At 64.0% G+C, this 20,281-nt stretch carries 18 protein-coding genes; 8 read left to right on the forward strand and 10 right to left on the reverse strand.

The features are described from left to right. Nucleotides 1–2,079 carry a DNA gyrase/topoisomerase IV subunit B gene (locus tag ACW5CM_RS07580; RefSeq protein WP_439254537.1) on the reverse strand — a complete coding sequence of 693 codons (2,079 nt, stop codon included), beginning with the start codon at nucleotides 2,077–2,079 and terminating at the stop codon, nucleotides 1–3. 179 nt (nucleotides 2,080–2,258) lie between these two features. On the opposite strand from ACW5CM_RS07580, the gene ACW5CM_RS07585 reads away from it, so the two are divergent. After that, the gene (locus ACW5CM_RS07585; RefSeq protein WP_438254438.1) at nucleotides 2,259–2,477 is read left to right on the forward strand and encodes a DUF7455 domain-containing protein; all 219 of its coding nucleotides are present in this window, start codon (nucleotides 2,259–2,261) and stop codon (nucleotides 2,475–2,477) included. A 5-nt stretch (nucleotides 2,478–2,482) separates the two neighbouring features. On the opposite strand, the gene ACW5CM_RS07590 is transcribed toward ACW5CM_RS07585, so the two are convergent. Together ACW5CM_RS07590 and ACW5CM_RS07595 are read right to left on the reverse strand one after the other, a co-directional pair. Continuing rightward, nucleotides 2,483–3,523, reverse strand: a complete 1,041-nt coding sequence (locus tag ACW5CM_RS07590) for an alanine racemase (protein ID WP_439254536.1) — start codon at nucleotides 3,521–3,523, stop codon at nucleotides 2,483–2,485. Next, nucleotides 3,523–4,224, reverse strand: a complete 702-nt coding sequence (locus ACW5CM_RS07595) for an alanine racemase (RefSeq protein ID WP_457124675.1) — start codon at nucleotides 4,222–4,224, stop codon at nucleotides 3,523–3,525. The genes ACW5CM_RS07590 and ACW5CM_RS07595 overlap by 1 nt, the downstream gene beginning before the upstream one ends. Nucleotides 4,225–4,302: 78 nt before the next feature. Here ACW5CM_RS07595 and ACW5CM_RS07600 point away from each other — a divergent pair, with 78 nt between their 5' ends. Further along, the gene (locus ACW5CM_RS07600; RefSeq protein WP_457124676.1) at nucleotides 4,303–5,319 is read left to right on the forward strand and encodes a sugar-transfer associated ATP-grasp domain-containing protein; all 1,017 of its coding nucleotides are present in this window, start codon (nucleotides 4,303–4,305) and stop codon (nucleotides 5,317–5,319) included. A gap of 70 nt (nucleotides 5,320–5,389) precedes the next feature. Here the strand turns inward: ACW5CM_RS07600 and ACW5CM_RS07605 are convergent, their stop codons facing one another. The 3 genes from ACW5CM_RS07605 to ACW5CM_RS07615 form a co-directional block, all read right to left on the reverse strand. Then, nucleotides 5,390–6,085 carry a coenzyme F420-0:L-glutamate ligase gene (locus ACW5CM_RS07605; RefSeq protein WP_439254532.1) on the reverse strand — a complete coding sequence of 232 codons (696 nt, stop codon included), beginning with the start codon at nucleotides 6,083–6,085 and terminating at the stop codon, nucleotides 5,390–5,392. Beyond that, the gene (locus tag ACW5CM_RS07610; protein ID WP_457124677.1) at nucleotides 6,082–7,368 is read right to left on the reverse strand and encodes an RNA polymerase sigma factor; all 1,287 of its coding nucleotides are present in this window, start codon (nucleotides 7,366–7,368) and stop codon (nucleotides 6,082–6,084) included. Before ACW5CM_RS07610 ends, ACW5CM_RS07605 begins: the two co-directional genes overlap by 4 nt. A 158-nt stretch (nucleotides 7,369–7,526) precedes the next feature. Next, nucleotides 7,527–8,471, reverse strand: coding sequence for a proteasome assembly chaperone family protein (locus ACW5CM_RS07615; RefSeq protein ID WP_457124678.1), 945 nt, complete (start codon nucleotides 8,469–8,471; stop codon nucleotides 7,527–7,529). Nucleotides 8,472–8,569: 98 nt separating this feature from the next. Between ACW5CM_RS07615 and ACW5CM_RS07620 the strand changes: the two genes are divergently transcribed. The 3 genes from ACW5CM_RS07620 (at nucleotide 8,570) to sucB (ending at nucleotide 13,232) form a co-directional block, all read left to right on the forward strand. Beyond that, the gene (locus tag ACW5CM_RS07620) at nucleotides 8,570–10,045 is read left to right on the forward strand and encodes a leucyl aminopeptidase (protein WP_457124679.1); all 1,476 of its coding nucleotides are present in this window, start codon (nucleotides 8,570–8,572) and stop codon (nucleotides 10,043–10,045) included. Continuing rightward, on the forward strand, nucleotides 10,045–11,418 hold the full coding sequence (gene lpdA, locus ACW5CM_RS07625) for a dihydrolipoyl dehydrogenase (RefSeq protein WP_457124680.1): 1,374 nt from the start codon (nucleotides 10,045–10,047) through the stop codon (nucleotides 11,416–11,418). Before ACW5CM_RS07620 ends, lpdA begins: the two co-directional genes overlap by 1 nt. Before the next feature lie 65 nt (nucleotides 11,419–11,483). Then, a complete protein-coding gene (sucB, locus tag ACW5CM_RS07630; RefSeq protein WP_457124681.1) occupies nucleotides 11,484–13,232 on the forward strand; it encodes a 2-oxoglutarate dehydrogenase, E2 component, dihydrolipoamide succinyltransferase in 1,749 nt (582 codons plus the stop codon). Nucleotides 13,233–13,245: 13 nt separating this feature from the next. On the opposite strand, the gene ACW5CM_RS07635 is transcribed toward sucB, so the two are convergent. Further along, a complete protein-coding gene (locus ACW5CM_RS07635) occupies nucleotides 13,246–14,709 on the reverse strand; it encodes a hypothetical protein (protein WP_457124682.1) in 1,464 nt (487 codons plus the stop codon). A gap of 146 nt (nucleotides 14,710–14,855) precedes the next feature. On the opposite strand from ACW5CM_RS07635, the gene ACW5CM_RS07640 reads away from it, so the two are divergent. Next, on the forward strand, nucleotides 14,856–15,566 hold the full coding sequence (locus ACW5CM_RS07640) for a DUF4191 family protein (RefSeq protein ID WP_438254424.1): 711 nt from the start codon (nucleotides 14,856–14,858) through the stop codon (nucleotides 15,564–15,566). 69 nt (nucleotides 15,567–15,635) lie between these two features. Here the strand turns inward: ACW5CM_RS07640 and ACW5CM_RS07645 are convergent, their stop codons facing one another. After that, nucleotides 15,636–16,820 carry a RimK family alpha-L-glutamate ligase gene (locus tag ACW5CM_RS07645; protein WP_457124683.1) on the reverse strand — a complete coding sequence of 395 codons (1,185 nt, stop codon included), beginning with the start codon at nucleotides 16,818–16,820 and terminating at the stop codon, nucleotides 15,636–15,638. Nucleotides 16,821–16,837: 17 nt separating this feature from the next. Here ACW5CM_RS07645 and ACW5CM_RS07650 point away from each other — a divergent pair, with 17 nt between their 5' ends. After that, entirely contained in the window at nucleotides 16,838–17,326 is a 489-nt protein-coding gene (locus ACW5CM_RS07650; protein ID WP_438254421.1) for an ATP-dependent zinc protease family protein, read from the forward strand. A 1-nt stretch (nucleotide 17,327) separates the two neighbouring features. Here ACW5CM_RS07650 and ACW5CM_RS07655 read toward each other — a convergent pair whose 3' ends face one another. Further along, a complete protein-coding gene (locus ACW5CM_RS07655; protein ID WP_457124684.1) occupies nucleotides 17,328–17,723 on the reverse strand; it encodes an RDD family protein in 396 nt (131 codons plus the stop codon). Between the two features lie 123 nt (nucleotides 17,724–17,846). Between ACW5CM_RS07655 and glnA the strand changes: the two genes are divergently transcribed. After that, nucleotides 17,847–19,271, forward strand: a complete 1,425-nt coding sequence (gene glnA / locus ACW5CM_RS07660) for a type I glutamate--ammonia ligase (RefSeq protein WP_438254419.1) — start codon at nucleotides 17,847–17,849, stop codon at nucleotides 19,269–19,271. A 45-nt stretch (nucleotides 19,272–19,316) separates the two neighbouring features. On the opposite strand, the gene ACW5CM_RS07665 is transcribed toward glnA, so the two are convergent. Continuing rightward, a complete protein-coding gene (locus ACW5CM_RS07665; protein WP_457124685.1) occupies nucleotides 19,317–20,249 on the reverse strand; it encodes a diacylglycerol/lipid kinase family protein in 933 nt (310 codons plus the stop codon). Nucleotides 20,250–20,281 lie beyond the last annotated feature (32 nt).

A 20,281-nucleotide genomic window follows, 5' to 3' on the forward strand; every position in this document is an offset into this window, starting at 1 on the left:
TCAGGCGTCGATTGCCTCACGCGACAGCTGATCTGATGAGTCGATGATGAATTCCCGACGCGGAGCAACTTCGTTGCCCATCAGCAGTTCGAATACTCGGCCTGCTGCCTCAGCATCCTCCATGCGCACCCGACGAAGCAGCCGCCCAGACTTGTCCATCGTGGTGGTTGCCAGCTGATCGGCATCCATCTCGCCGAGACCCTTATACCGCTGGATCGGCTCGTGCCAGCGCTTGTTCGTCTTGCGAAGCTTCGCCAGCAGCGTGTGCAGCTCCTGCTCTGAGTATGTGTAGATAGTCTCGTTCGGCTTGGAGCCCGGGTTCATTACGATCACGCGGTGCAGCGGCGGCACCGCAGCAAAAACGCGACCCGCTTCGATCAGCGGCCGCATGTAGCGGAAGAACAGCGTCAGCAGCAGCGTGCGAATGTGCGCGCCGTCAACGTCGGCGTCGCTCATCAGAATCACCTTGCCGTACCGCGCCGAATCAATATCGAACGAGCGTCCGGAACCCGCACCGATCACCTGGATGATGGCCGCGCATTCCGCGTTGTTGAGCATGTCCGCGATCGAGGCGCGTTGGACGTTCAGAATCTTGCCGCGGATCGGCAGCAGCGCCTGGATCTCGCTGTCGCGGGCGCGTCGGGCGGTCCCCAGCGCCGAGTCCCCCTCGACGATGAACAGTTCGCTGCGATCCAGATCTTTGGAACGGCAGTCGACGAGTTTGGCCGGCAGCGAAGACGACTCTAGGGCGTTCTTTCGACGCTGGGTCTCTTTGTGAGCGCGCGCAGATACGCGCGCCTTCATCTCGGAGACGACCTTGTCCAGCAGTTGGCTCGCCTGGTTCTTATCGTCGCGTTTGGTCGAGCTGAAGCGCGCGCCCAGCTCTTTGCGCAGCACCTGAGCGACGACCTGCCGCACGGCCGGCGTACCCAGGACTTCCTTCGTCTGCCCCTCGAACTGCGGTTCGGGCACCTCGACAGTCAGCACAGCCGTCAGCCCGGCCTGCACATCGTCCTTCTCGACCTTGTCGTTGCCGACCTTCAGCCGTCGCGAATTCTGCTCGATCTGCGCCCGCAGCACCTTCAGGAGTTCCTGCTCGAATCCCTGCTGGTGCGTACCGCCCTTCGGCGTTGCGATGATGTTGACGAACGATCGCGTTGTCGTCTCATAGCCGGTGCCCCAGCGCATCGCGATGTCGACGCGGCAGACACGCTCCACCTCGGTGGAGGCCATTGTGCCGTTCGCCTGCAACACGGGAACCGTCTCTGTGAACGTCCCCTCACCCTGGATTCGCCAGGTGTCGGTGATCGGGGCATCCGTTGCCAGATAGTCGACGAACTCGGAGATTCCGCCCTCATACTTGTGCGAGGTGACATTGTTCTCTTCGCCGCGCGCGTCGCGGATGACCAGTTCCAGGCCGGGAACGAGGAATGCCGTCTGGCGTGCCCGCGTTTCCAGCTCTTCCAGTTGGAAAGCCGCGTCCTTCGTGAAGATCTGTCGGTCGGCCCAGTACCGCACCCGCGTGCCGGTCACCCCGCGTTTCGTCTTGCCGACGACGCGCAGCTCGCTGCTCTTCTGGAACGGCGTGAAAGGGGCATCCGGTCGCTTCTCACCCGAGTCCGCGAAGACACCGGGCTCGCCACGGTGGAACGACATCGCGTAGGTTTTGCCGCCGCGATCGACCTCGACATCGAGGCGCTCGGAGAGCGCGTTGACGACGGATGCTCCGACACCGTGCAGTCCGCCGGAAGCTGCGTACGAGCCACCGCCGAACTTTCCTCCGGCGTGGAGCTTTGTGAACACCACTTCGACGCCCGTGAGACCGGTGCGCGGTTCGACATCGACGGGGATGCCTCGCCCCTGGTCGTGAACCTCCACGCTGCCATCGGCGTGCAGAACGATCTCGATCTGATTGCCGTTCCCGCCGACCGCCTCGTCCACCGCGTTGTCGATGATCTCCCAGAGGCAGTGCATCAGCCCGGGAGACCCGTTCGATCCGATGTACATGCCGGGGCGCTTCCGGACTGCTTCGAGCCCTTCAAGCACCTGAAGATGATGGGCGGAATACTCGGCGGTCACAATCCCCCATTCTATTCTTCTGCCCCAGCGCAGCCGCGCAGACACTCCTACTCGTCGCAGGTGCGCGCGGTGCAGGTACGCCCGGAGCGAAACACGCCGTCTTCCGGGCATGACTACGAGGTGTTCGTGGTTGTATTGAGCACATTCCACCTGAAGCCGACACCCGAGGAGGCACCGAGATGAACGCTACAACCGAACGTGAGACCTCCACTGTCGAGTATCGTCTGAGCGCCGCAGATCGTTGCGACTCATGCGGAGCTCAGGCGTATATCGCCGCAGAGGTCAGTGGCTCCGAGTTGCTCTTCTGCGCCCACCATGGTCGCAAGTACGAAGAGAAGCTCCGCAGCGTGGCTACCACATGGCATGACGAGACAGCACGCCTCGTCGACGCCGTCTAAGCCACTCAGTCTTCAATCACCCGTCGCACCCCTGGGGTGAGGCGGGTGATTATTTCTTCCCCGACGGTGTCGATCCGCTCGGCGAGTGTCGTTGCTGAGGACTCCCCGCTGTCCCCCGGCCCGAGAATCCACACGTCGTCTCCGAGAGCGGCTCCCGGCCACAGTGCTACCTGAGAGGTGGTCTCGTCGACGCGACGCAGTTCGCGTGCTCCCCCGGCGGTGCCCACGGTGATCCCAGCTAGCGTGGACGGCAACCCGTGGAAGGCTCCGATGCCGACGAGCGCGTGGTCGTCGCGGATCTCCAGAACCGGTGCGCTCAGCGCGCTGATGGGGCGAATGCCATCGAGATCGGGACCGTCCGCGGATCGGATGCCGAAGCAGAAAGCGCCCACGCGCGACAACGATCCGCGCAATGCCGGACGCCACCACGACGCCGCAGAAGCAGTGAGGTGCAAGACCTCGGGATTCGAGCCGCTCGCGCGAAGCACGTCAACCGCATCGAGAAAAACCGACTGGGCGTCATCGTCTTCCGCATCGCTAGCTTCAGCAAGGTGGCTCCAGACGCCCACCACGGCCACTCGGCCCGCGATTTCAGCCGTACGCGCGAGGGCCACCGCCTCGGGCCAGTCCTCCGAGCGAATGCCGTTGCGATGCAGTCCGGTATCGATCTTCAGGTGTACGCGCGCGCAGATGCCGAGCCGCTCGGCGGCCTCGATCACCAGCCGCAGGTACTCGAGCGTCCCGACGCCGAGGTCGATCTCTGCCCGCAGCGCTGCTTCGACTTCGCCTGCCACAGACGTCGCCCAGGCGAATACTCGTCCTGCTCGCCCTGCGAGGCGCGTACGGATACGAAGCCCGGTACGCACGTCGTAGGAGCCGTACCAGCGGACGTCCGCGCTGGCGGCAGCATCCACCGCCCAATCGATACCGTGCCCGTAGGCGTCGTCCTTCATCACCAGCATCAGTGCCGAGGGCGCGATGCGCGCGCGGACCACATCGATGTTGTGCAGAAACTGCGCGTGTGAAATGTGCAGCGTTGGGCGCATCAGGCTTCCTCTTCCCGTACGGCGTGGCTGGCCGCGACCGTGAGCAGCTCTGCCGCTGACATGCCAGTCACTGCGGCCCACTGACTCAGTTGATGCGCCGCCGGGCCGCTGCCTCCGAAGTAGGTCACATCGGAGCCGGCCGCAGCGTCTGAATCGCCTAGGTCTACAACGCAGACATCCATCGCAACACGGCCGATGATCGGGCACAGCTCGCCGTTGATCTCGACCTGGGCATGGTTTCCCAGTGCACGGACGATTCCCTGCGCGTAGCCACCGGTCACCAGGGCGACCGTGCGAACGGAGGGCGCACGGTAGGTGTAGCCGTAAGAAACGGCATCGCCTGCGTGCAGAATTTTCGTTGAGAGGATGCTCCCGAGTAGGCGCAGTGGGGGCGTGCGGGTTGCTTGCTCGCCATCACGGATGCCGTAGAGCACGCCCGGGTCGATATCGGCAGTGCCGGATGCTGCTGCGCTGATGCCTTCGCCGGCCAGCAGCGCGACCTCCGTTGCGGAATCCACAACGACCCTGCGTGCGCCAGCAACTGTCACCGCTCGCGCGACCCGGAGTGTGCCATGGCCGTAGGCGTCGCCGCGAAGGTCTGCCACAGACCCACCGGCTGCGACGGCAGCCACCGCGGCCTCAGCCAATGCGGAGCGCGAAATCAGAACACGTGTCGCTGAGCTGGAAGTCGTCTCACTCACACCCTCCACACTAGCTTCGCTCACCGTCTTCTCCGGTGCGCCACCGTAGACTGGGGTATCCCCAACCCTCGGAGTTCCATGTCACGCCTTTCTCTCGCGACCCGCATCAGCTACGTGATCGAACGTGCCCGACGCATTGACGTCGGCGCGGTCTTCGAGCGTGCCAGGGAGGCGTCGAAGCAGCACGGCAAGGCGGTCCCGCGGATCGTCGTCGACATGCTGTGGTCGGCGGGTCGGCACAACGTCGGCTTCCAGGATTACATCGACTATGACTTCGCCATGCTCAATCGCGCCGAGCGTGCGACGTTCATGACGCATCCGGTGTCGAACGAGCTGTCGCAGAAGTACGACCACCCCGATTATCGTTGGATTTTCCAGGACAAGGTCGAATTCGACAAGCAGTTCTCTCAGTACCTGCACCGCGACTGGATGATCGTCGAGGAGGGCAACTCCGACGCTGTGCGCGAGTTCGCTCAGCGTCTGGGAACGATCGTCACCAAGGAACCCGTCGGACAGGCTGGCACCGGCGTGCACCGCTACTACGCGGCGGATGTCGAGGACTGGGTCGAGTTCCACCGCGGACTTCTCTCGCGCGGAGAACTGCTGATCGAAGAGGTCATCCGTCAGCACGAAGATCTCGCCGCTGTTTGCCCCGGCACCGTCAACACCACGCGTATCACGGCTTTCTTCGATGGCGAGAAGGCCCACATCCTCGCGATGGCGCAGAAATTCGGCCGCGGCGAGGTCAGCGACCAGATGACTTTCGGCGGTTTCTACACGATGCTCGACGAGAACGGCCACGCAGTGAGCGCGGGCTACGACTCGCACGGCCACGTGCACGAGGTGCATCCGGACTCCGGGTTCCGTATCGCCGATTTCCAACTGCCACATATGGACAAGGTGCGCGAGTTCATCGATGAGGTGGCCCGCGTCGTCCCGCAGATTCAGTACGTCGGTTGGGATATTGTCGTCTCCCCCGATGGCCCCGTCCTTGTCGAGGGCAACTGGGGCTGCGGTGTCTATGAGAACAAGCCGAGCGTCAGCGGCATCCGCACCGGTCACAAACCGCGCTACCAGCAGGTCATCGGGTTCTAAGCGAAGCCGTCGCCCAACGGAAAAGAGGCCCGGATGCGAGCATCCGGGCCTCTTTTCACGTGTCTGTTGGTCAGACCTCGCGGACGATGCCGAGCGGGGTGGACTGGTGTCCTTGCCCGAGCGGGTTGTCGCCGAGGACCTGAAGGAGGCGCTGCTCACCAGCCTTGTCGAGGGTTGACCCGAGGATGTTGCCACCGAGATCGTTGATATCGACGACGGCGACCTCAGCGGTCCCGCCGATCAGCTGCTTCAGATGCGCGGACACTCCGGCCGGATCTGTCGGTCCGAGCACGACCGCCTCGTTATAGGGCGGGATGGTGTTCTTCGTCGGTCCGTCGATCGCGCGGGCCTTGTCACCGGCAATGCGGTAGAAGTCACCCTTCCGTCCGAACGCCTTGGTCACGGCTGCGACCGCGGAGGCGAACAGGATGCGCGGCGTGCCGCACTCTCGCAGCGCCATTTCCATCGTCTCGGGCATGCCGAGACCGATGCCGTACGGCGTGCGTGTGACGTACTTCGACAGGAACAGCGCGAGCTTGCGCGGTTTGATCTCGTCGAGGCGGAAAGAGCGTCCCTGAGTGATCGCGACGATCTTCTCCGTGACGAACAGCAGATCTCCGGGTTCGACAGCTGCTGACGCGTACTCGGTGATGATCGCATCGAGATCATCACCGGGCATGACGACACGGGTACGCAGCGGGATGCGCGCGTACTGCTTGCCGTCGACGCTCGTTTCGAGCGCCTTACCGTCGTTCGCCTGACTCATTCGAGGTAGTCGCGCAGCGACTGCGAGCGGCTCGGGTGGCGCAGCTTCGCCATCGTCTTCGACTCGATCTGGCGGATCCGCTCACGCGTCACGCCGAAGGTGTCACCGATCTGGTCGAGCGTCTTGGGCTGACCGTCGCCGAGGCCGAAGCGCATGCGAATCACGCCGGCCTCACGCTCGGAGAGCGAATCCAGAAGCTGCTCGAGCTGGCGCTGCAGCATCGTGAAGCCAACCGCGTCGGCAGGAACGACAGCCTCGGTGTCCTCAATGAGGTCACCGAACTCACTGTCGCCATCTTCGCCGAGCGGGGTGTGCAGCGAAATCGGTTCGCGACCGTACTTCTGCACCTCCACGACCTTCTCCGGAGTCATGTCGAGCTCGCGGCTGAGCTCTTCCGGCGTGGGCTCGCGGCCCAGGTCCTGCAGCATCTGGCGCTGCACACGAGCGAGCTTGTTGATGACCTCGACCATGTGCACCGGGATGCGGATGGTACGGGCCTGATCGGCCATCGCACGGGTGATCGCCTGACGAATCCACCACGTGGCATAGGTCGAGAACTTGAAGCCCTTGGTGTAGTCGAACTTCTCGACCGCACGGATCAGACCCAGGTTTCCTTCCTGAATGAGATCGAGGAACTGCATGCCGCGGCCGGTGTAGCGCTTAGCCAGGGAGACGACCAGACGGAGGTTGGCGCCGAGCAGGTGGCTCTTTGCGCGCTGTCCGTCGCGGGCGACCCATTGGAGGTCGAGGCCGAGCTGGCCGGTCTTCTCAGCCGGCGTCATATCCGACAGTTTCTCTTCGGCGAACAGGCCGGCTTCGATACGCATCGCAAGCTCCACCTCTTCGGCGGCGTTCAGCAGTGCGACCTTACCGATCTGCTTCAGGTAGTCCTTGACCGGGTCGGCAGTAGCACCGGTGATCTGCGTCGAGTAAACCGGAACATCGTCCTCGTCCTTCGAGGACAGCACGATAGCGCCGGTGGGAAGCGGCTCGGTGAACGCAGGCTTCTTGTTGTCTTCGTCATCGACCTCGTCGACAACTTCTGGCTCGGCCTGCGCTTCGTCGACCGGGTCAGCAGCCTTCTTGCGCTTGACCGGCGCCTTCTTCGCAGGGGCCTTCTTCGCGGGAGCCTTCTCAGCAGCCACCTTCTTGGCGGGAGCCTTCTTGGCAGCCGGCTTCTTCGCCGCTGGCGCGGTCTCTTCGGGTTCGACGACGTTGACGTCGACGTCAGCAGCTTCGGTCATCTTGGTCGTCCGGGAGTTCTTGGTCGCGGCAGGAGTCACGTTTCGCCTTTCACGGGGTAGCAATTCCTACCCCGGGACATTTCGGACACTAGTAAGACCCTTGTCAAGCCGTCTGCCTGACGGCGGACGATTGACAACGGGTCAGATAACCAGTATCGCATATGATCAGCGATCCGGATGCATCGGGATCGAGGAAGTCAGGATCGTGAGCGCTTGTCGTCATCTCCGGGAGGACGAGTGGCCAGATACCGCTCGAGTTCGGCTGCGAGTTCATCCGCGCTGGGCAGGTCCCGCTCGTCGAACCCGCCCTCATCGAAGTGGTCGGCGCCATCAGGATTGCGGCCGGCCATGTACGCGTCGTAGCGGCTCTCCAGTGTCTGCACCATCTGGCGCAGCTCGTCGTTGGTCTCAACTTGGTCGTTCACTTTGCCGAGGTACTCCTGGCGGCTTTCCCGAAGATCGTCGAGTCCCAGCACGATGCCCGTTGAACTCATCACGCGGTCGGCGGCAGCAATGACCGCGTCCGGGTTCTCTGTCTCTGCGAGGTAATGCGGAACCAACAGCACGAATCCGACGACACGATCCCCGCGCTGGGCAAACCGGTACTCGAGCAGGTGCCCGGCGGTCGCCGGGAGCTGCGTGCGCGGCCGCCACACCGACAGGCTCGCCGTGAGTTCCTTGCGGTTTCCGCTGACGGTCGTGCTGATCGGTCGAGTGTGCGGGACGGGCATCGCGATGGAATGCACCCAGCTCACCCCGGAGACGCCGAACTCTTCTGCCAGGTCGAGCACCACCTGGGTGAAGGCGTTCCAGGAGAAATCGGGTTCGTATCCGGCGAGCAGGAGGAACTGCTGACCCAGGGTGTCATGCGCCAACGACAGCTCCAGTCGGGCGGGCCGGAACTCGGAGAGGTGATCCTGCTCGAAGACGAAGATCGGACGACGAGCCCGATAGTCGAGAAGCACGTCATTATCGAACACGACGATCGGTTGCGGATCGGTGACGTCGCGCAGATGGTCAATCAGTCCGGAGACCGCGCTGCCTGCATCGGTGAACCCCGTGAGCAGGATCACGAGTGGGAGTCCCTGCGTAACAGCGGGGGCGTTCGAGACGCGTTCGTAAAGCTCTCCGGAGACGGGCATGCTCCCATGCTACGAGCAGGCGGAGACAGCGGGGCTGTGTCTAGCTCACAGCGAACAGAACTGGAGGAGGTGGGTGCACACGCGCTTAGGATGGAGGCATGTCGCTTCCTGCGCTCTCGCACACAACAGATCCATTCCCCGGGAGTGCTGCCGACGCAGCAGCGCTCATCGTTCCGGACACCACCGCGTTCCCCGAGGCTCTGGACGCCTTCCCCGGCCTTGCCGATCTTCTCGCCAGCATCGGGTTCACCGGTGCCGCGTCCGCATTCGCCCGTGTGTATCTGCCGGAGGTGACCACGCTCCCTTTCGCCGTCGTCGGTGCCGGGTCCGCCGCAAATGCGGCATCCGTGCGCGATGCCGCCGGAGTGGCACTGCGTTCATTGACCGGGTTCGATAGCGTGTCGCTCGCTCTCGCCGGGCCGCTGGCTGAGCATTCCGCGGCTGCTGCCGAGGGCGCCGTCTTCGGCGGTTACCGATTCGACGCTTACCAGGCAAAGCCGGGCAAGACCCGCGCAGCTGCGGTCAGCGTGCACAGCTCCACGCTCTCCGACGCCGACATCGCTCGTGCTCAGACGCTCGGTGATGCTCTCGCGCTCGTCAAGGACCTGGTCACCGTCCCGGCCGAATGGCAGAGTCCCGCCGATCTCGCGCAGAGCGCCGTCGACGCTGTCGCCGGCCTTGATGTCACGGTCACGGTTCTCGACGAGTCCGACCTCGCAGAACAGGGCTTCGGCGGTGTCCTCGGAGTCGCACAGGGCTCCGATCGCCCGCCTCGCGTGGTCCGCCTGGATTACGCCCCGGCTGACGCAGGTCGCCATATCGCACTGGTCGGCAAGGGAATCACGTTCGACACCGGCGGCCTCTCGCTCAAGCCGGCCGCCAGCATGGTGGGGATGAAGTTCGACATGGCCGGTGCCGCCACCGTGCTCGCCACCATTCGCGCCATCGCCGCGTTGAAGATTCCGGTGCGGGTCACCGCGTGGATGTGCATCACGGACAACATGCCCTCCGGTAAGGCCACGCGCCCCGGCGATGTTCTGCGGATGCTCGACGGTACAACCGTCGAGGTGCTGAACACCGACGCTGAAGGCCGTCTCGTTCTCGCCGATGGCCTGGTGGCCGCGAGCCGCGAGAATCCCGATGTGATCTTCGATGTCGCAACGCTCACCGGCGCGATCCTCGTCGCGCTCGGACACCGTCACACCGGTGTCATGGGCGACGATGACGCCGTCGCCGACTACCTCGCCGCTGCTGAGTCAGTCGGTGAGCTGGCCTGGGCACTGCCGCTACCGGCGTACATGGAGGATTCACTCGACTCCCCCATCGCCGACATGATCAACGCGAACATGAGCGATCGCGCTGGTGGTTCAATGTTCGCGGGGCTGTTCCTGCAGCGTTTCATCGGCCGCACCAGTGAGGCTGGGGATGCTCCGCGCATTCCGTGGGTGCACCTCGATGTCGCCGGTTCCGCCGAGCACGCCAGTGCACCGTTCGGGTTCACCGACAAGGGCGCAACGGGTGCCACCGTTCGCTCGCTCGTCGCGTACGCAGAGGCTGCAGCCAAGGAGGCATGATGACCACGCACACCTTCGACATCGTCGTCCTCGGTGGTGGCAGCGGCGGATACGCCGCTGCCCTGCGGGCTGCAGAGCTCGGCAAGAGCGTCGCTCTCATTGAGAAGGACAAGGTGGGTGGTACCTGCCTTCATCGTGGATGCATCCCGACGAAGGCGCTGCTGCACGCAGCCGAGGTCGCCGATCACGTGCGCGATGCCGCATCCGTCGGTGTCAGCGCCACTTTCGAGGGCGTCGATGCCGGCGGTGTGCGCACCTACCGCGAGAATATCGTCGCGAAGAAGTTCAAGGGGCTGGAGGGCTTGATCAAGGCTCGCGGCATCACCACGGTCGCCGGCACCGGTCGTCTCAACGAGGACCGCACGGTCAGCGTTGGTGATGATGTGTATGCGGGCACGGATGTCGTACTCGCCACCGGGTCTTACAGCCGCTCGTTGCCCGGCCTGGAGATCGGTGGACGCATCCTGACCAGCGAGCAGGCGCTGGAGCTGGAAGTCATTCCCCAGCAGGTTCTTGTGCTCGGTGGCGGTGTCATCGGTGTCGAGTTCGCCAGTGTGTGGCGATCCTTCGGCGCGGAAGTCACCATTATCGAGGCGCTGCCTCATCTCGTACCCAACGAGGACATCGCGTTGAGCAAGGGGTTGGAACGGGCGTTCCGTCGTCGCGGGATCAAGTACTCACTGGGTACGCGGTTCCAGACGGCAACGCAGGATGACTCCAGCGTGACCGTCACGCTCGAAGACGGAAAGACCTTCACCGGCGACTATCTGCTGGTCGCGGTTGGACGTGGCCCCGCCACAGCCGACCTCGGTTTCGAAGCGGCCGGCATCACGCTCGACCGCGGCTTCGTTACGACTGACCAGGAGCTACGCACCAACGTGCCTGGCGTTTGGGCAGTCGGTGACATCGTGCCCGGACTTCAACTCGCGCACCGCGGTTTCCTGCAGGGCATCGCCGTCGCGGAGCGAATCGCGGGGCTCACGCCCGCGCCAATTCCGGAGTCGCAGATCCCGAAGATCACCTACTGCAACCCGGAGGTCGCTTCGGTCGGAGTGACTGAGGAAGCCGCCATTGGCGAGCATGGCGCGGACGCGGTCGTATCCTATGAGTACAACCTCGCAGGTAACGGCAAGAGCGAGATCATCGGCACGAGCGGCCTCGTCAAGGTCGTACGACTGAAGGACGGGCCTATCGTAGGTATGCACCTTCTCGGCGATCGGGTCGGAGAACTCATCACTGAGGGTCAACTCGCCGTCGCTTGGGAGGCACACCCCGAAGACATTGCCCCGCTCATTCATGCGCACCCCACGCAGGGCGAGGCCCTGGGCGAAGCGTTCCTCGCGCTCGCCGGAAAACCATTGCACGCTCTCTGAACACCAATCGGTGTCAGGGTCACTAAGCTGAATACGTCACAAACATTCTTGAAGGAGACTCCGTCATGAGCACATCCGTGGTCCTCCCCGCTCTCGGTGAGAGCGTCACAGAGGGTACGGTCACCCGCTGGCTGAAGCAGGTGGGAGACACCGTTCAGGCGGACGAAGGCCTGCTCGAGATCTCGACCGACAAGGTCGATACCGAGATCCCCTCGCCTGTCTCCGGCGTGATCGAAGAGATTATGGTCGCCGAAGACGAGACCGTCGAGGTCGGCGCTGTTCTCGCCAAGATCGGTGACGGCAGCTCGGCAGCACCGGCTGAGGCCGCACCTGCTGAAGCACCTGCTGAAGCCGCACCGGCCGAGGCTGCACCGGCTGAGGCTGCACCGGCTGAGGCTGCTCCGGCGGCTGCGGCTCCGGCTCCGGCGGCTGCGGCTCCGGCCGCTGAGGCTGCCCCCGCTGGCGACGCCACCGACGTCGTTCTCCCCGAGCTCGGCGAGAGCGTCACTGAGGGCACCGTCACGCGCTGGCTGAAGCAGGTCGGTGATGACGTCGCGGTGGACGAACCGCTGCTCGAGATCTCGACCGACAAGGTCGACACCGAGATCCCGTCGCCGGTGGCCGGCGTCCTGCAGGAGATCCTCGCTGCTGAAGACGAGACGATCGCCGTCGGCAGCGTGCTCGCACGTGTCGGCTCCGGCGCGGCAGCTGCTGCTCCGGCGCCCGCCGCCGAAGCGCCCGCTGCCGAGGCACCGGCCGCACCGGCACCGGCCACACCGGCACCGGCACCTGCTGCTCCCGCGCCTGCCGCTGCCGCTCCTGCGCCTGCTGCTCCGGCGCCCGTCGCAGCTCCTGCTGCACCCGCCGCACCTGCCGCTGCACCCGTTCCCGCCGCCGCACCTGCTGCTGACAACGAGCAGATCAAGTACGTCACCCCGCTGGTTCGTCGTCTGGCGACTCAGCAGGGCGTCGACCTGGCAACCGTGACCGGTTCTGGAGTGGGTGGACGCATCCGCAAGGAAGACGTCCTCCAGGCTGCAGCATCGCAGAGCGCCGCTCCCGCTGCGGCTCCGGCGCCTGCGCCGCTTGAGGTCTCCCCGCTGCGTGGCACGACCCAGCCGATGTCGCGCCTGCGCAAGGTTCTTGCCAAGCGCGCGGTCGAGTCGATGCAGCAGACGGCCCAGCTCACCACAGTGGTCGAGGTCGACGTCACCAACCTCGCCAACTACCGCGAGAGCGTCAAGGCTGAGTTCCTCAAGAAGACGGGAGACAAACTCTCCTTCCTGCCGTTCTTCGCTCTGGCAGCTTCCGAGGCTCTGCAGGCCTTCCCGATCGTGAACTCGACTGTCGAGGGCGAGAACATCGTCTACCCGGCAACAGAGAACCTCTCGATCGCGGTCGACACCGAGCGTGGCCTGCTCACCCCGGTGCTGCGCGACGCTGCGACGAAGAACATCGCGGAGATCGCTCACGAGATCGCCGACCTTGCTGCTCGCACCCGCGACAACAAGCTGAAGCCCGATGAGCTGTCCGGTGGCACGTTCACGCTGACCAACACGGGCTCACGTGGCGCGCTGTTCGACACGCCAGTCGTGTTCCTGCCGCAGTCTGCGATTCTCGGAACCGGCACGGTCGTCAAGCGTCCCGGCCTGGTGAAGGTCGACGGCGCTGAGGCGATCGCGATTCGCTCGTACGTGTACCTCGCGTTGTCCTACGATCACCGCATCGTTGACGGCGCGGACGCTGCTCGCTTCCTCGGAGCGGTCAAGGCACGTCTCGAGGCTGCGAACTTCGCGGGAGACCTCGGAGCCTAAGCACGAGTAGTACCTACGCTGGCTGGTGCGCGACGTCATATACGTCGCGCACCAGCCAGCTTTCGTTTCTGCGTTCAAGCACCAGCATCTGCTCCAGCTGGTCTCCCTCCTCCACCGGTGTGAGCCTGACCACGGCAACGTCCCCGTAGTCGTCGACCAGCGCGGCTGTGCTCGCAGTTGACCCCAGGCTCGCGATGCCATCGGTCGGCACCACTGTTCCCTCAGCTGTCGCCGACGGGCAGCTGTCCGCTGCGGCATCCACGCATTCGCGGATCTCATCGAGCAGAGCCGGTACGGCGGCAACAGCCCCGGCATCGTTCGGCGGCTTCTCGGAATTCGGGGGCGCCTCAGCTGGCGGCGCCTCAGTCGGGGGCCCCTCAGCCGGCGGCGCCGTTTCGGCCTCCGGAGGAGACGCTTCGCTCGACGCTGGCGATTCCCCCGCTGCAGGCGGTGTACTCGTGGCGATCGGCACCATCGCATTCGCATCGTCCGGTTTCTCGCCGCTCGGCCACATCAATCCCACAGCCAGCACCATTGCCGCCAGCGAGCCCGCCAGAATGAGCGGACGTTTGCGTGACTTCGTCGGGGCCTGTCTCGGATCGGCTGCAGTCACAGCGCCCACCCTGGCGCCCTTCACCCTGTCATCCGCGGGACCGAATCGCTCGATAGCGGCATGGACCTGCTGGCCTATCGTGCGCACCACAGCACTGACAACCCCGCGCGGACGATCTTCCGATCGCGCACGGCGTGTTTCACTTCTCGAGTGCCGGCTACCGGGGTGTTCCACGGGAACCCTCGGCAGGCGGCGCACGCCGACGTCCACCACACGCTCCGGTGCGAATACATCCAGGCGCAGTGCGCGGGGTGCTGCCATCGCGAACAGCTGCTCCTCCCAGCGGTGGTCGTCGTCGATGTGATGGCGAGGTTGGCGCAGTGAGGTGGCTATCTCTTCGAGAACGCGCGTGGTGGCCCGATCTGCGCTGTGCTCAGCCACCCGGTCTGTCAGCGCTGCCGAGGCCGCGCGAGCCACTCCCCCGGCTCCGAGCACGAACAGCGGGCGCCCGTCACCGGTCAGCCACCATTCTCCGGTCGCATCGGCCGCCGCGTTTCCCAGTTCACGCATTCCACGAAGCAGACTCACGACGAGCGTTCCCAATTCGCCCGCCGTGAGCGGAGCCTCAGCCACCATCCTGCGGCCCAGAAATGCCTCGACACGCTGCGTGCACCACGGCAGTAGCGCATCATGACCGTTGATGCGGCGCCGAACATCGATCACCCCACAGACGTGTTCGGCGTCTGAGAATGCCCATCCGTCCCAGTCGGTGAGCACCTCAGCATCCACGCAGACCGCCACCCCGTCATCCCCAGTGACGAGCTGCCCGGCGAATGGACCCTCTTTTCCGTCGACAACACGAATCACTCGATGCACCCCAGGCACTAACGAGGAACGATCTGCAACGGCATCCGGTTCGGTCATCACTTCATCACAGCGCATAGCTCCTGCCGGCAACGCGGGAAAGGCCCGATTGTGGATAGATCCGCCGCCCGGTCGAATGTGAGTAACCAGTGCGCCTGGCGCGAACGCGCATGAAGCAGGCCTGCGGACTCGGTAGTCTTGTACCCATGGCTAAGCGCGCTCCAGAACCCGACAAGCGTCCGGGGTTCTTCTCCCAGATCAAGTCCCTCTTCCGGTTCACGCGTGAGGTGTACCCCTGGTTGCCCTGGGCGCAGATCGCGATCCTGGTCGGCGGCGTGCTGCTCGGTCTCGTCATCGGCTACCTCATCCCGCCGTTCCAGGTGTGGACGCTGGTGCTGTGGGGCGTCACCGGTCTCATGGTTGGTGTCCTGGGATCCCTCTTCCTGATGACTCGTCTGTCGACGAAGGCAATGTACGTGAAGATCGACGGGATGCCCGGCGCCACCGGCCATGTCATGAGCTCAAGCCTCGGGCGTGCCTGGCAGGCGTCCGACACCCCTGTAGGCATCAACCCGAAGACGCAGGAGGCCGTGTACCGAGCGATCGGACGCGGCGGCATTGTCGTTGTCGGCGAAGGCGCACGTGGCCGACTCACCCGCCTCGTCAACGAAGAGCGCACCAAGGCCCAACGGGTTGCTAATGGCGTCCCGGTTCACGTGTTCTACGTCGGACATGGTGAGGACGAGGTGGCGATCGCGGACCTTGCCAAGACCATCAAGAAGCTGCCCAAGGCGATTGACAAGACGACCCTCGCCGCGGTCATCCGCCGCATCGACTCGGTCTCACAGTCGCTCTCCTCGCTGCCGATCCCCAAGGGCATCGACCCGACGAAGGTTCGCGCGCAGCGTCCGCGCTGACCTATCGCTTCGACTCACTGAAGCTCGCTCAGTACGAGCGGGCTCAGTACGAGCGACCTCAGGGACCGATCAGCTGAGCGGCTGCTTCGGCAGGCGGCGTACCTTCGCACGGCGACGGCGACGCTCCGGAATCATTCCGCGCATCTCCTCGAGCTTCCCGAAGCACAGCAGGCGGTCATCCGCCTCCAGAACGACGTGCTTACGTGGGTTCGGGAGCACGCTGACACCCCGGTGCAGCGTCAGCACGGTGATGTCACGCTCCCAGAGCCCGGATTCGCCGAGCGTGCGGCCGACCAACTCGGCGGCGTTGTGCACGAGCAGCTCCGCAACGCCGTATCCGGTGGAAACGGTCAGCCGCTGGCGCACATCGATCTCCGGGAACGCCACCTGGGCGGCGATGTAGTCGATGATGGCACCGGCGACGTCGAGCTTGGTCGCCTGCTCGATTCCTTGCAGTCCGGGTGAGGAGTTGACCTCCATCACCAGCGGGCCCTCGTCGCCCTCGAGCATGTCGACGCCAGCGACGCGCAGCCCCATGATCTGCGCAGAACGCACCGCCGCCTGTTCGTAGACCGGGTCCAGCTCAACCGGTTCGACGCTGCCGCCGCGATGCACGTTTGAGCGGAACTCATCGCCAGCCGCGACGCGACGCATCGCAGCGACCACTCGGTCGCCGACCACGAGCGCGCGGATATCACGGCCACGGCTCTCGGCGATGAACTTCTGGATCAGAACGTTCTGCTTGGTCGAGTGCAGCGTTTCGATGATCGCCTCGGCCACCTTGACCTGTGGTGCGAGGATCACACCGATGCCCTGGGTGCCCTCGAGCAGCTTGATCACGACCGGCGCGCCACCGACGCGCTCGATGGCAGGGCGGACGTCAGCACGGTTGCGCACGAACGCTGTCGGCGGCATCGCGATGTTGTGGCGCGACAGAATCTGATTCGCGCGCAGCTTGTCGCGGGCGCTGGAGATGCCGTTGGCGGTATTGGGCGTGTAGACGTCCATCTGTTCGAATTGGCGCACCACCGCGGTGCCGAAGTACGTGATCGAACTGCCGATGCGCGGCAGGATCGCGTCATAGTCGCTGAGCTGCTTTCCGCGAAAATGCAGGTCGGGTTCGTCGGCGGTCAGATCGATGGCGAACTTCAGCGTGTTCAGCACTTTGACGTTGTGACCGCGCTGCAGGGCTGCGGCGCGCAGACGCTGCGTCGAGTATGCCTGCGGTGCGCGAGAAAGTACGGCCAGCTTCACGAAATTTTCCTGCCAAGATGTATCAAGTGGATAGGTCTTCTCATTCAAACACGCTCACGGGATGGCGTGAATGGGTGAGCCTGCCCGATGCCGGAGTCGATTGGATCAAGGCGAAGGTCGATACCGGCGCGCGAACATCGTCATTGCACGCCTTCGATATCGAAGAGTTCCAGCGTGAGGGTGAGGACTGGGTCCGTTTCCGCGTCAATCCCTGGCAAGACTCCGACGCGGATGCCACGTTCGTGGAGTCGCCGCTGCATGACCGCCGCGAAGTACGCAGTTCATCCGGACACACTGAACTGCGGCTCGTCGTGCTGCTCGCCATTCGCCTGGTGGATCGGCTTGTCGTTTCTGAGGTGACGCTGAGCAAGCGCGATGCGATGGGGTTTCGGATGCTGATCGGACGCGAGGCGCTGCGACGGGGCTTCATCGTTGATCCCGCTCGGTCGTTCTTAGGCGGTCGCGCTCCACGCGAAGCACGGCGTCGCAACCGCGGACGCGAGTAGCTCACACGCGAATCAGTACTGTTCCCACGGCCTTGTCATGCAGTCCGCGCTGGTCAGGGTCCCAGATCACCGCGGGAATGATGATGACAAGAAGCAGTGTGCGCACAATCGGACGCCACAGCCCCACCCAGGATCCGTTCAACATCACCAGGCGCAAGCCGACGATGCGGTGCCCCGGGCTCCCGCCGATCGTCGGGATGAAGGCGATCTGCACCACAGCGAAGATCAACAGCGTCGCAATCGAGTCATAGTCGAAGAACGCGACGGAGATGATCACCGCGGCAACCCAATCGATAGCCAGTGCAGCCAGTCGGCGGCCGACACGACCGATGCTTCCACTGCCGGTTTTCGGGAGGCCAAGACGCTCACCGGGGTACAGGATCTGAGCGTCACTCACGGATCCAGTCTACCGATGGTCTGTAACATGGCGGAAACAAAGAAGACACGGCCGAGTAATGGCTGGCCCGTAATCTTCATGAAGGTCTGAAGACCGCAAACCCGAATCATCCAGGAGTGATACATGTTCACCGATTCGTCCGAAGTGCTGAGCTACATCAAGGAGCATGACGTCAAGTTCCTTGACATCCGGTTCACCGATCTGCCCGGCGTGCAGCAGCACTTCAACATCCCCGCGTCGACCGTTGACGAGGCGTTCTTCACCGAAGGACAGCTCTTCGACGGCTCCTCGATCCGGGGTTTCGCCAGCATCCACGAATCTGACATGCAGCTCATCCCTGACGTGACCACCGCGTACCTGGACCAGTTCCGCGAAGCCAAGACGCTCGTGATGCTGTTCGACATCTACAACCCGCGCACCGGCGAGATCTATGCAAAAGATCCGCGCCAGGTCGCCAAGAAGGCCGAAAAGTACCTCGCATCCACCGGGATCGCCGACACCGCATTCTTCGCCCCCGAGGCCGAGTTCTACATCTTCGACGATGTCCGCTACTCGGTGACCTCGAACCACAGCTCGTACAGCGTCGACTCCGAAGAGGGCGCCTGGAACACCGACCGCGAAGAGGTCGGCGGGAACCTGGGCAACAAGACGCCGTACAAGGGCGGATACTTCCCCGTAGCTCCGGTGGACAAGACTGCTGATCTGCGCGATGAGATGACCCTCAACCTCATCGAGGCCGGGTTCGCCCTGGAGCGTTCACACCATGAGGTCGGCACCGGCGGTCAGCAGGAGATCAACTACCGTTTCGACACGATGGTCCACGCCGCCGATGACATCTTGAAGTTCAAGTACATCATCAAGAACACTGCCGAGCAGTGGGGCAAGACGGTGACGTTCATGCCCAAGCCGCTGTACGGCGACAACGGCTCCGGCATGCACACGCACCAGTCACTGTGGAGCGACGGCAAGCCGTTGTTCTACGATGAGGCAGGCTACGGCCAACTCAGCGATATCGCCCGCTGGTATATCGGCGGACTGCTCAAGCACGCCAACGCCGTGCTCGCGTTCACGAACCCGTCGCTGAACAGCTACCACCGTCTGGTGAAGGGCTTCGAGGCACCCGTCAACCTGGCTTACTCCGCCGGTAACCGCTCGGCTGCGATCCGCATCCCGCTGACCGGTTCGAACCCCAAGGCCAAGCGCATCGAGTTCCGGGTTCCGGATGCTTCGAGCAACCCGTATCTCGCCTTCGCAGCTCAGCTCATGGCTGGCCTCGACGGCATCAAGAACCGTATCGAGCCGCTCGCGCCGATCGACAAGGACCTGTACGAGCTGCCACCTGAGGAAGCCAAGAACATCCCGCAGGTGCCCAACTCACTGCTGGACTCGCTCAACGACCTGCGCGCCGACCACCAGTTCCTGCTCGAGGGCGGCGTCTTCACCGAGGAGCTCATCGAGACCTGGATCTCCTACAAGATGGAGAATGAGATCCTGCCGATCGCACAGCGGCCGCACCCGTTCGAGTTCGAGCTGTACTACGGCGTCTGATTCAACGTGACCTTATGAAGGCCCGTCACCTCAGGTGGCGGGCCTTCAGTGCACCTTCAGTGCACCCGCTTGCACTCGCACTTCGAAGGCCGCGACCTCGCCGACCTCCTCGCCATCGATCTCGAAGGCAAGTGGTGTCTCGAGCTCGATCTTCACGCTCGCAACTGTCAGATGCCGCGTCGACTCGGTGCTCACGGCACGCTCCTCACCCTTGAAGAGCCGTCGGATGCCGTTGTCCCAGATGAACGAGCGGGCTGTGTCGAGCCACTGCAGCGCCCCGTCTGCGCTCACGAGGAGCAGATCCAGCTTTCCGTCGTCGATCTTCGCGTCCGGCAGCAACCGGATACCGCCCTGCACCATTCCGCAGTTGCCGATCAGTAGAGTGTGGCCCCTGAGATCCTGAGGCTCTCCCCCATCGATCTGCATTGTGATCCCGGTCATTTCGGTGCCGGCCATCGCCCGCCCCATCGCTTCGACGTACGCCAACCACCCGGCACGATCCTTCAGATCATCGTCAGTCTCCACCAGCATCTGCGCGTCTATTCCGAAGCCCACCATTACGGCGAAGGCTCGTTCTTCGTCGTTGAAGGCGACCCATCCAAGGTCGATCTGACGCGTTTCACCCGCGCTAATGCGCTCGAGTGCAGCAGGAATGTCGTCGAGTGGAATCTCAAGGTTTCGCGCCAACAGATTTCCGGTTCCTTGTGGCACGATGCCCAACGCCACGTCTGTTCCCGCAAGAGCCTCGGCTACCGCTCGAACAGTGCCATCGCCTCCGACGGCAACAACGGTCGTGCAACCGGCCTGCACGGCCTCCTGAGCCATACCCAGTCCCGGGTCGTCCTCGCTGGTCTGCCACCACTGAACCGTGATCTCATCGCCGTCAGCATCCTTCAGCTGCTGCTCGACGGCGGAGCGCAATTCGTCCTCGTCGATCTTCGAAGGATTCCAGATGATGCCGAGCTTCGTAGCTGTCATGTGCTCAGCCTGAGCCAGCGACGCTGAGATCG

The sequence above is a fragment of the Microbacterium wangyouchuni genome (assembly GCF_054072595.1).

Bases quoted from the DNA above. Each gene is read 5' to 3' on its own strand.
- ACW5CM_RS07585 (WP_438254438.1), top strand. From the start codon at position 2,259: ATGAACGCTACAACCGAACGTGAGACCTCCACTGTCGAGTATCGTCTG.
- ACW5CM_RS07590 (WP_439254536.1), bottom strand. From the start codon at position 3,523: ATGCGCCCAACGCTGCACATTTCACACGCGCAGTTTCTGCACAACATC.
- ACW5CM_RS07600 (WP_457124676.1), top strand. From the start codon at position 4,303: ATGTCACGCCTTTCTCTCGCGACCCGCATCAGCTACGTGATCGAACGT.
- ACW5CM_RS07605 (WP_439254532.1), bottom strand. From the start codon at position 6,085: ATGAGTCAGGCGAACGACGGTAAGGCGCTCGAAACGAGCGTCGACGGC.
- ACW5CM_RS07615 (WP_457124678.1), bottom strand. From the start codon at position 8,471: ATGCCCGTCTCCGGAGAGCTTTACGAACGCGTCTCGAACGCCCCCGCT.
- ACW5CM_RS07620 (WP_457124679.1), top strand. From the start codon at position 8,570: ATGTCGCTTCCTGCGCTCTCGCACACAACAGATCCATTCCCCGGGAGT.
- lpdA (WP_457124680.1), top strand. From the start codon at position 10,045: ATGACCACGCACACCTTCGACATCGTCGTCCTCGGTGGTGGCAGCGGC.
- sucB (WP_457124681.1), top strand. From the start codon at position 11,484: ATGAGCACATCCGTGGTCCTCCCCGCTCTCGGTGAGAGCGTCACAGAG.
- ACW5CM_RS07635 (WP_457124682.1), bottom strand. From the start codon at position 14,709: ATGACCGAACCGGATGCCGTTGCAGATCGTTCCTCGTTAGTGCCTGGG.
- ACW5CM_RS07640 (WP_438254424.1), top strand. From the start codon at position 14,856: ATGGCTAAGCGCGCTCCAGAACCCGACAAGCGTCCGGGGTTCTTCTCC.
- ACW5CM_RS07650 (WP_438254421.1), top strand. From the start codon at position 16,838: ATGTATCAAGTGGATAGGTCTTCTCATTCAAACACGCTCACGGGATGG.
- glnA (WP_438254419.1), top strand. From the start codon at position 17,847: ATGTTCACCGATTCGTCCGAAGTGCTGAGCTACATCAAGGAGCATGAC.
- ACW5CM_RS07665 (WP_457124685.1), bottom strand. From the start codon at position 20,249: ATGACAGCTACGAAGCTCGGCATCATCTGGAATCCTTCGAAGATCGAC.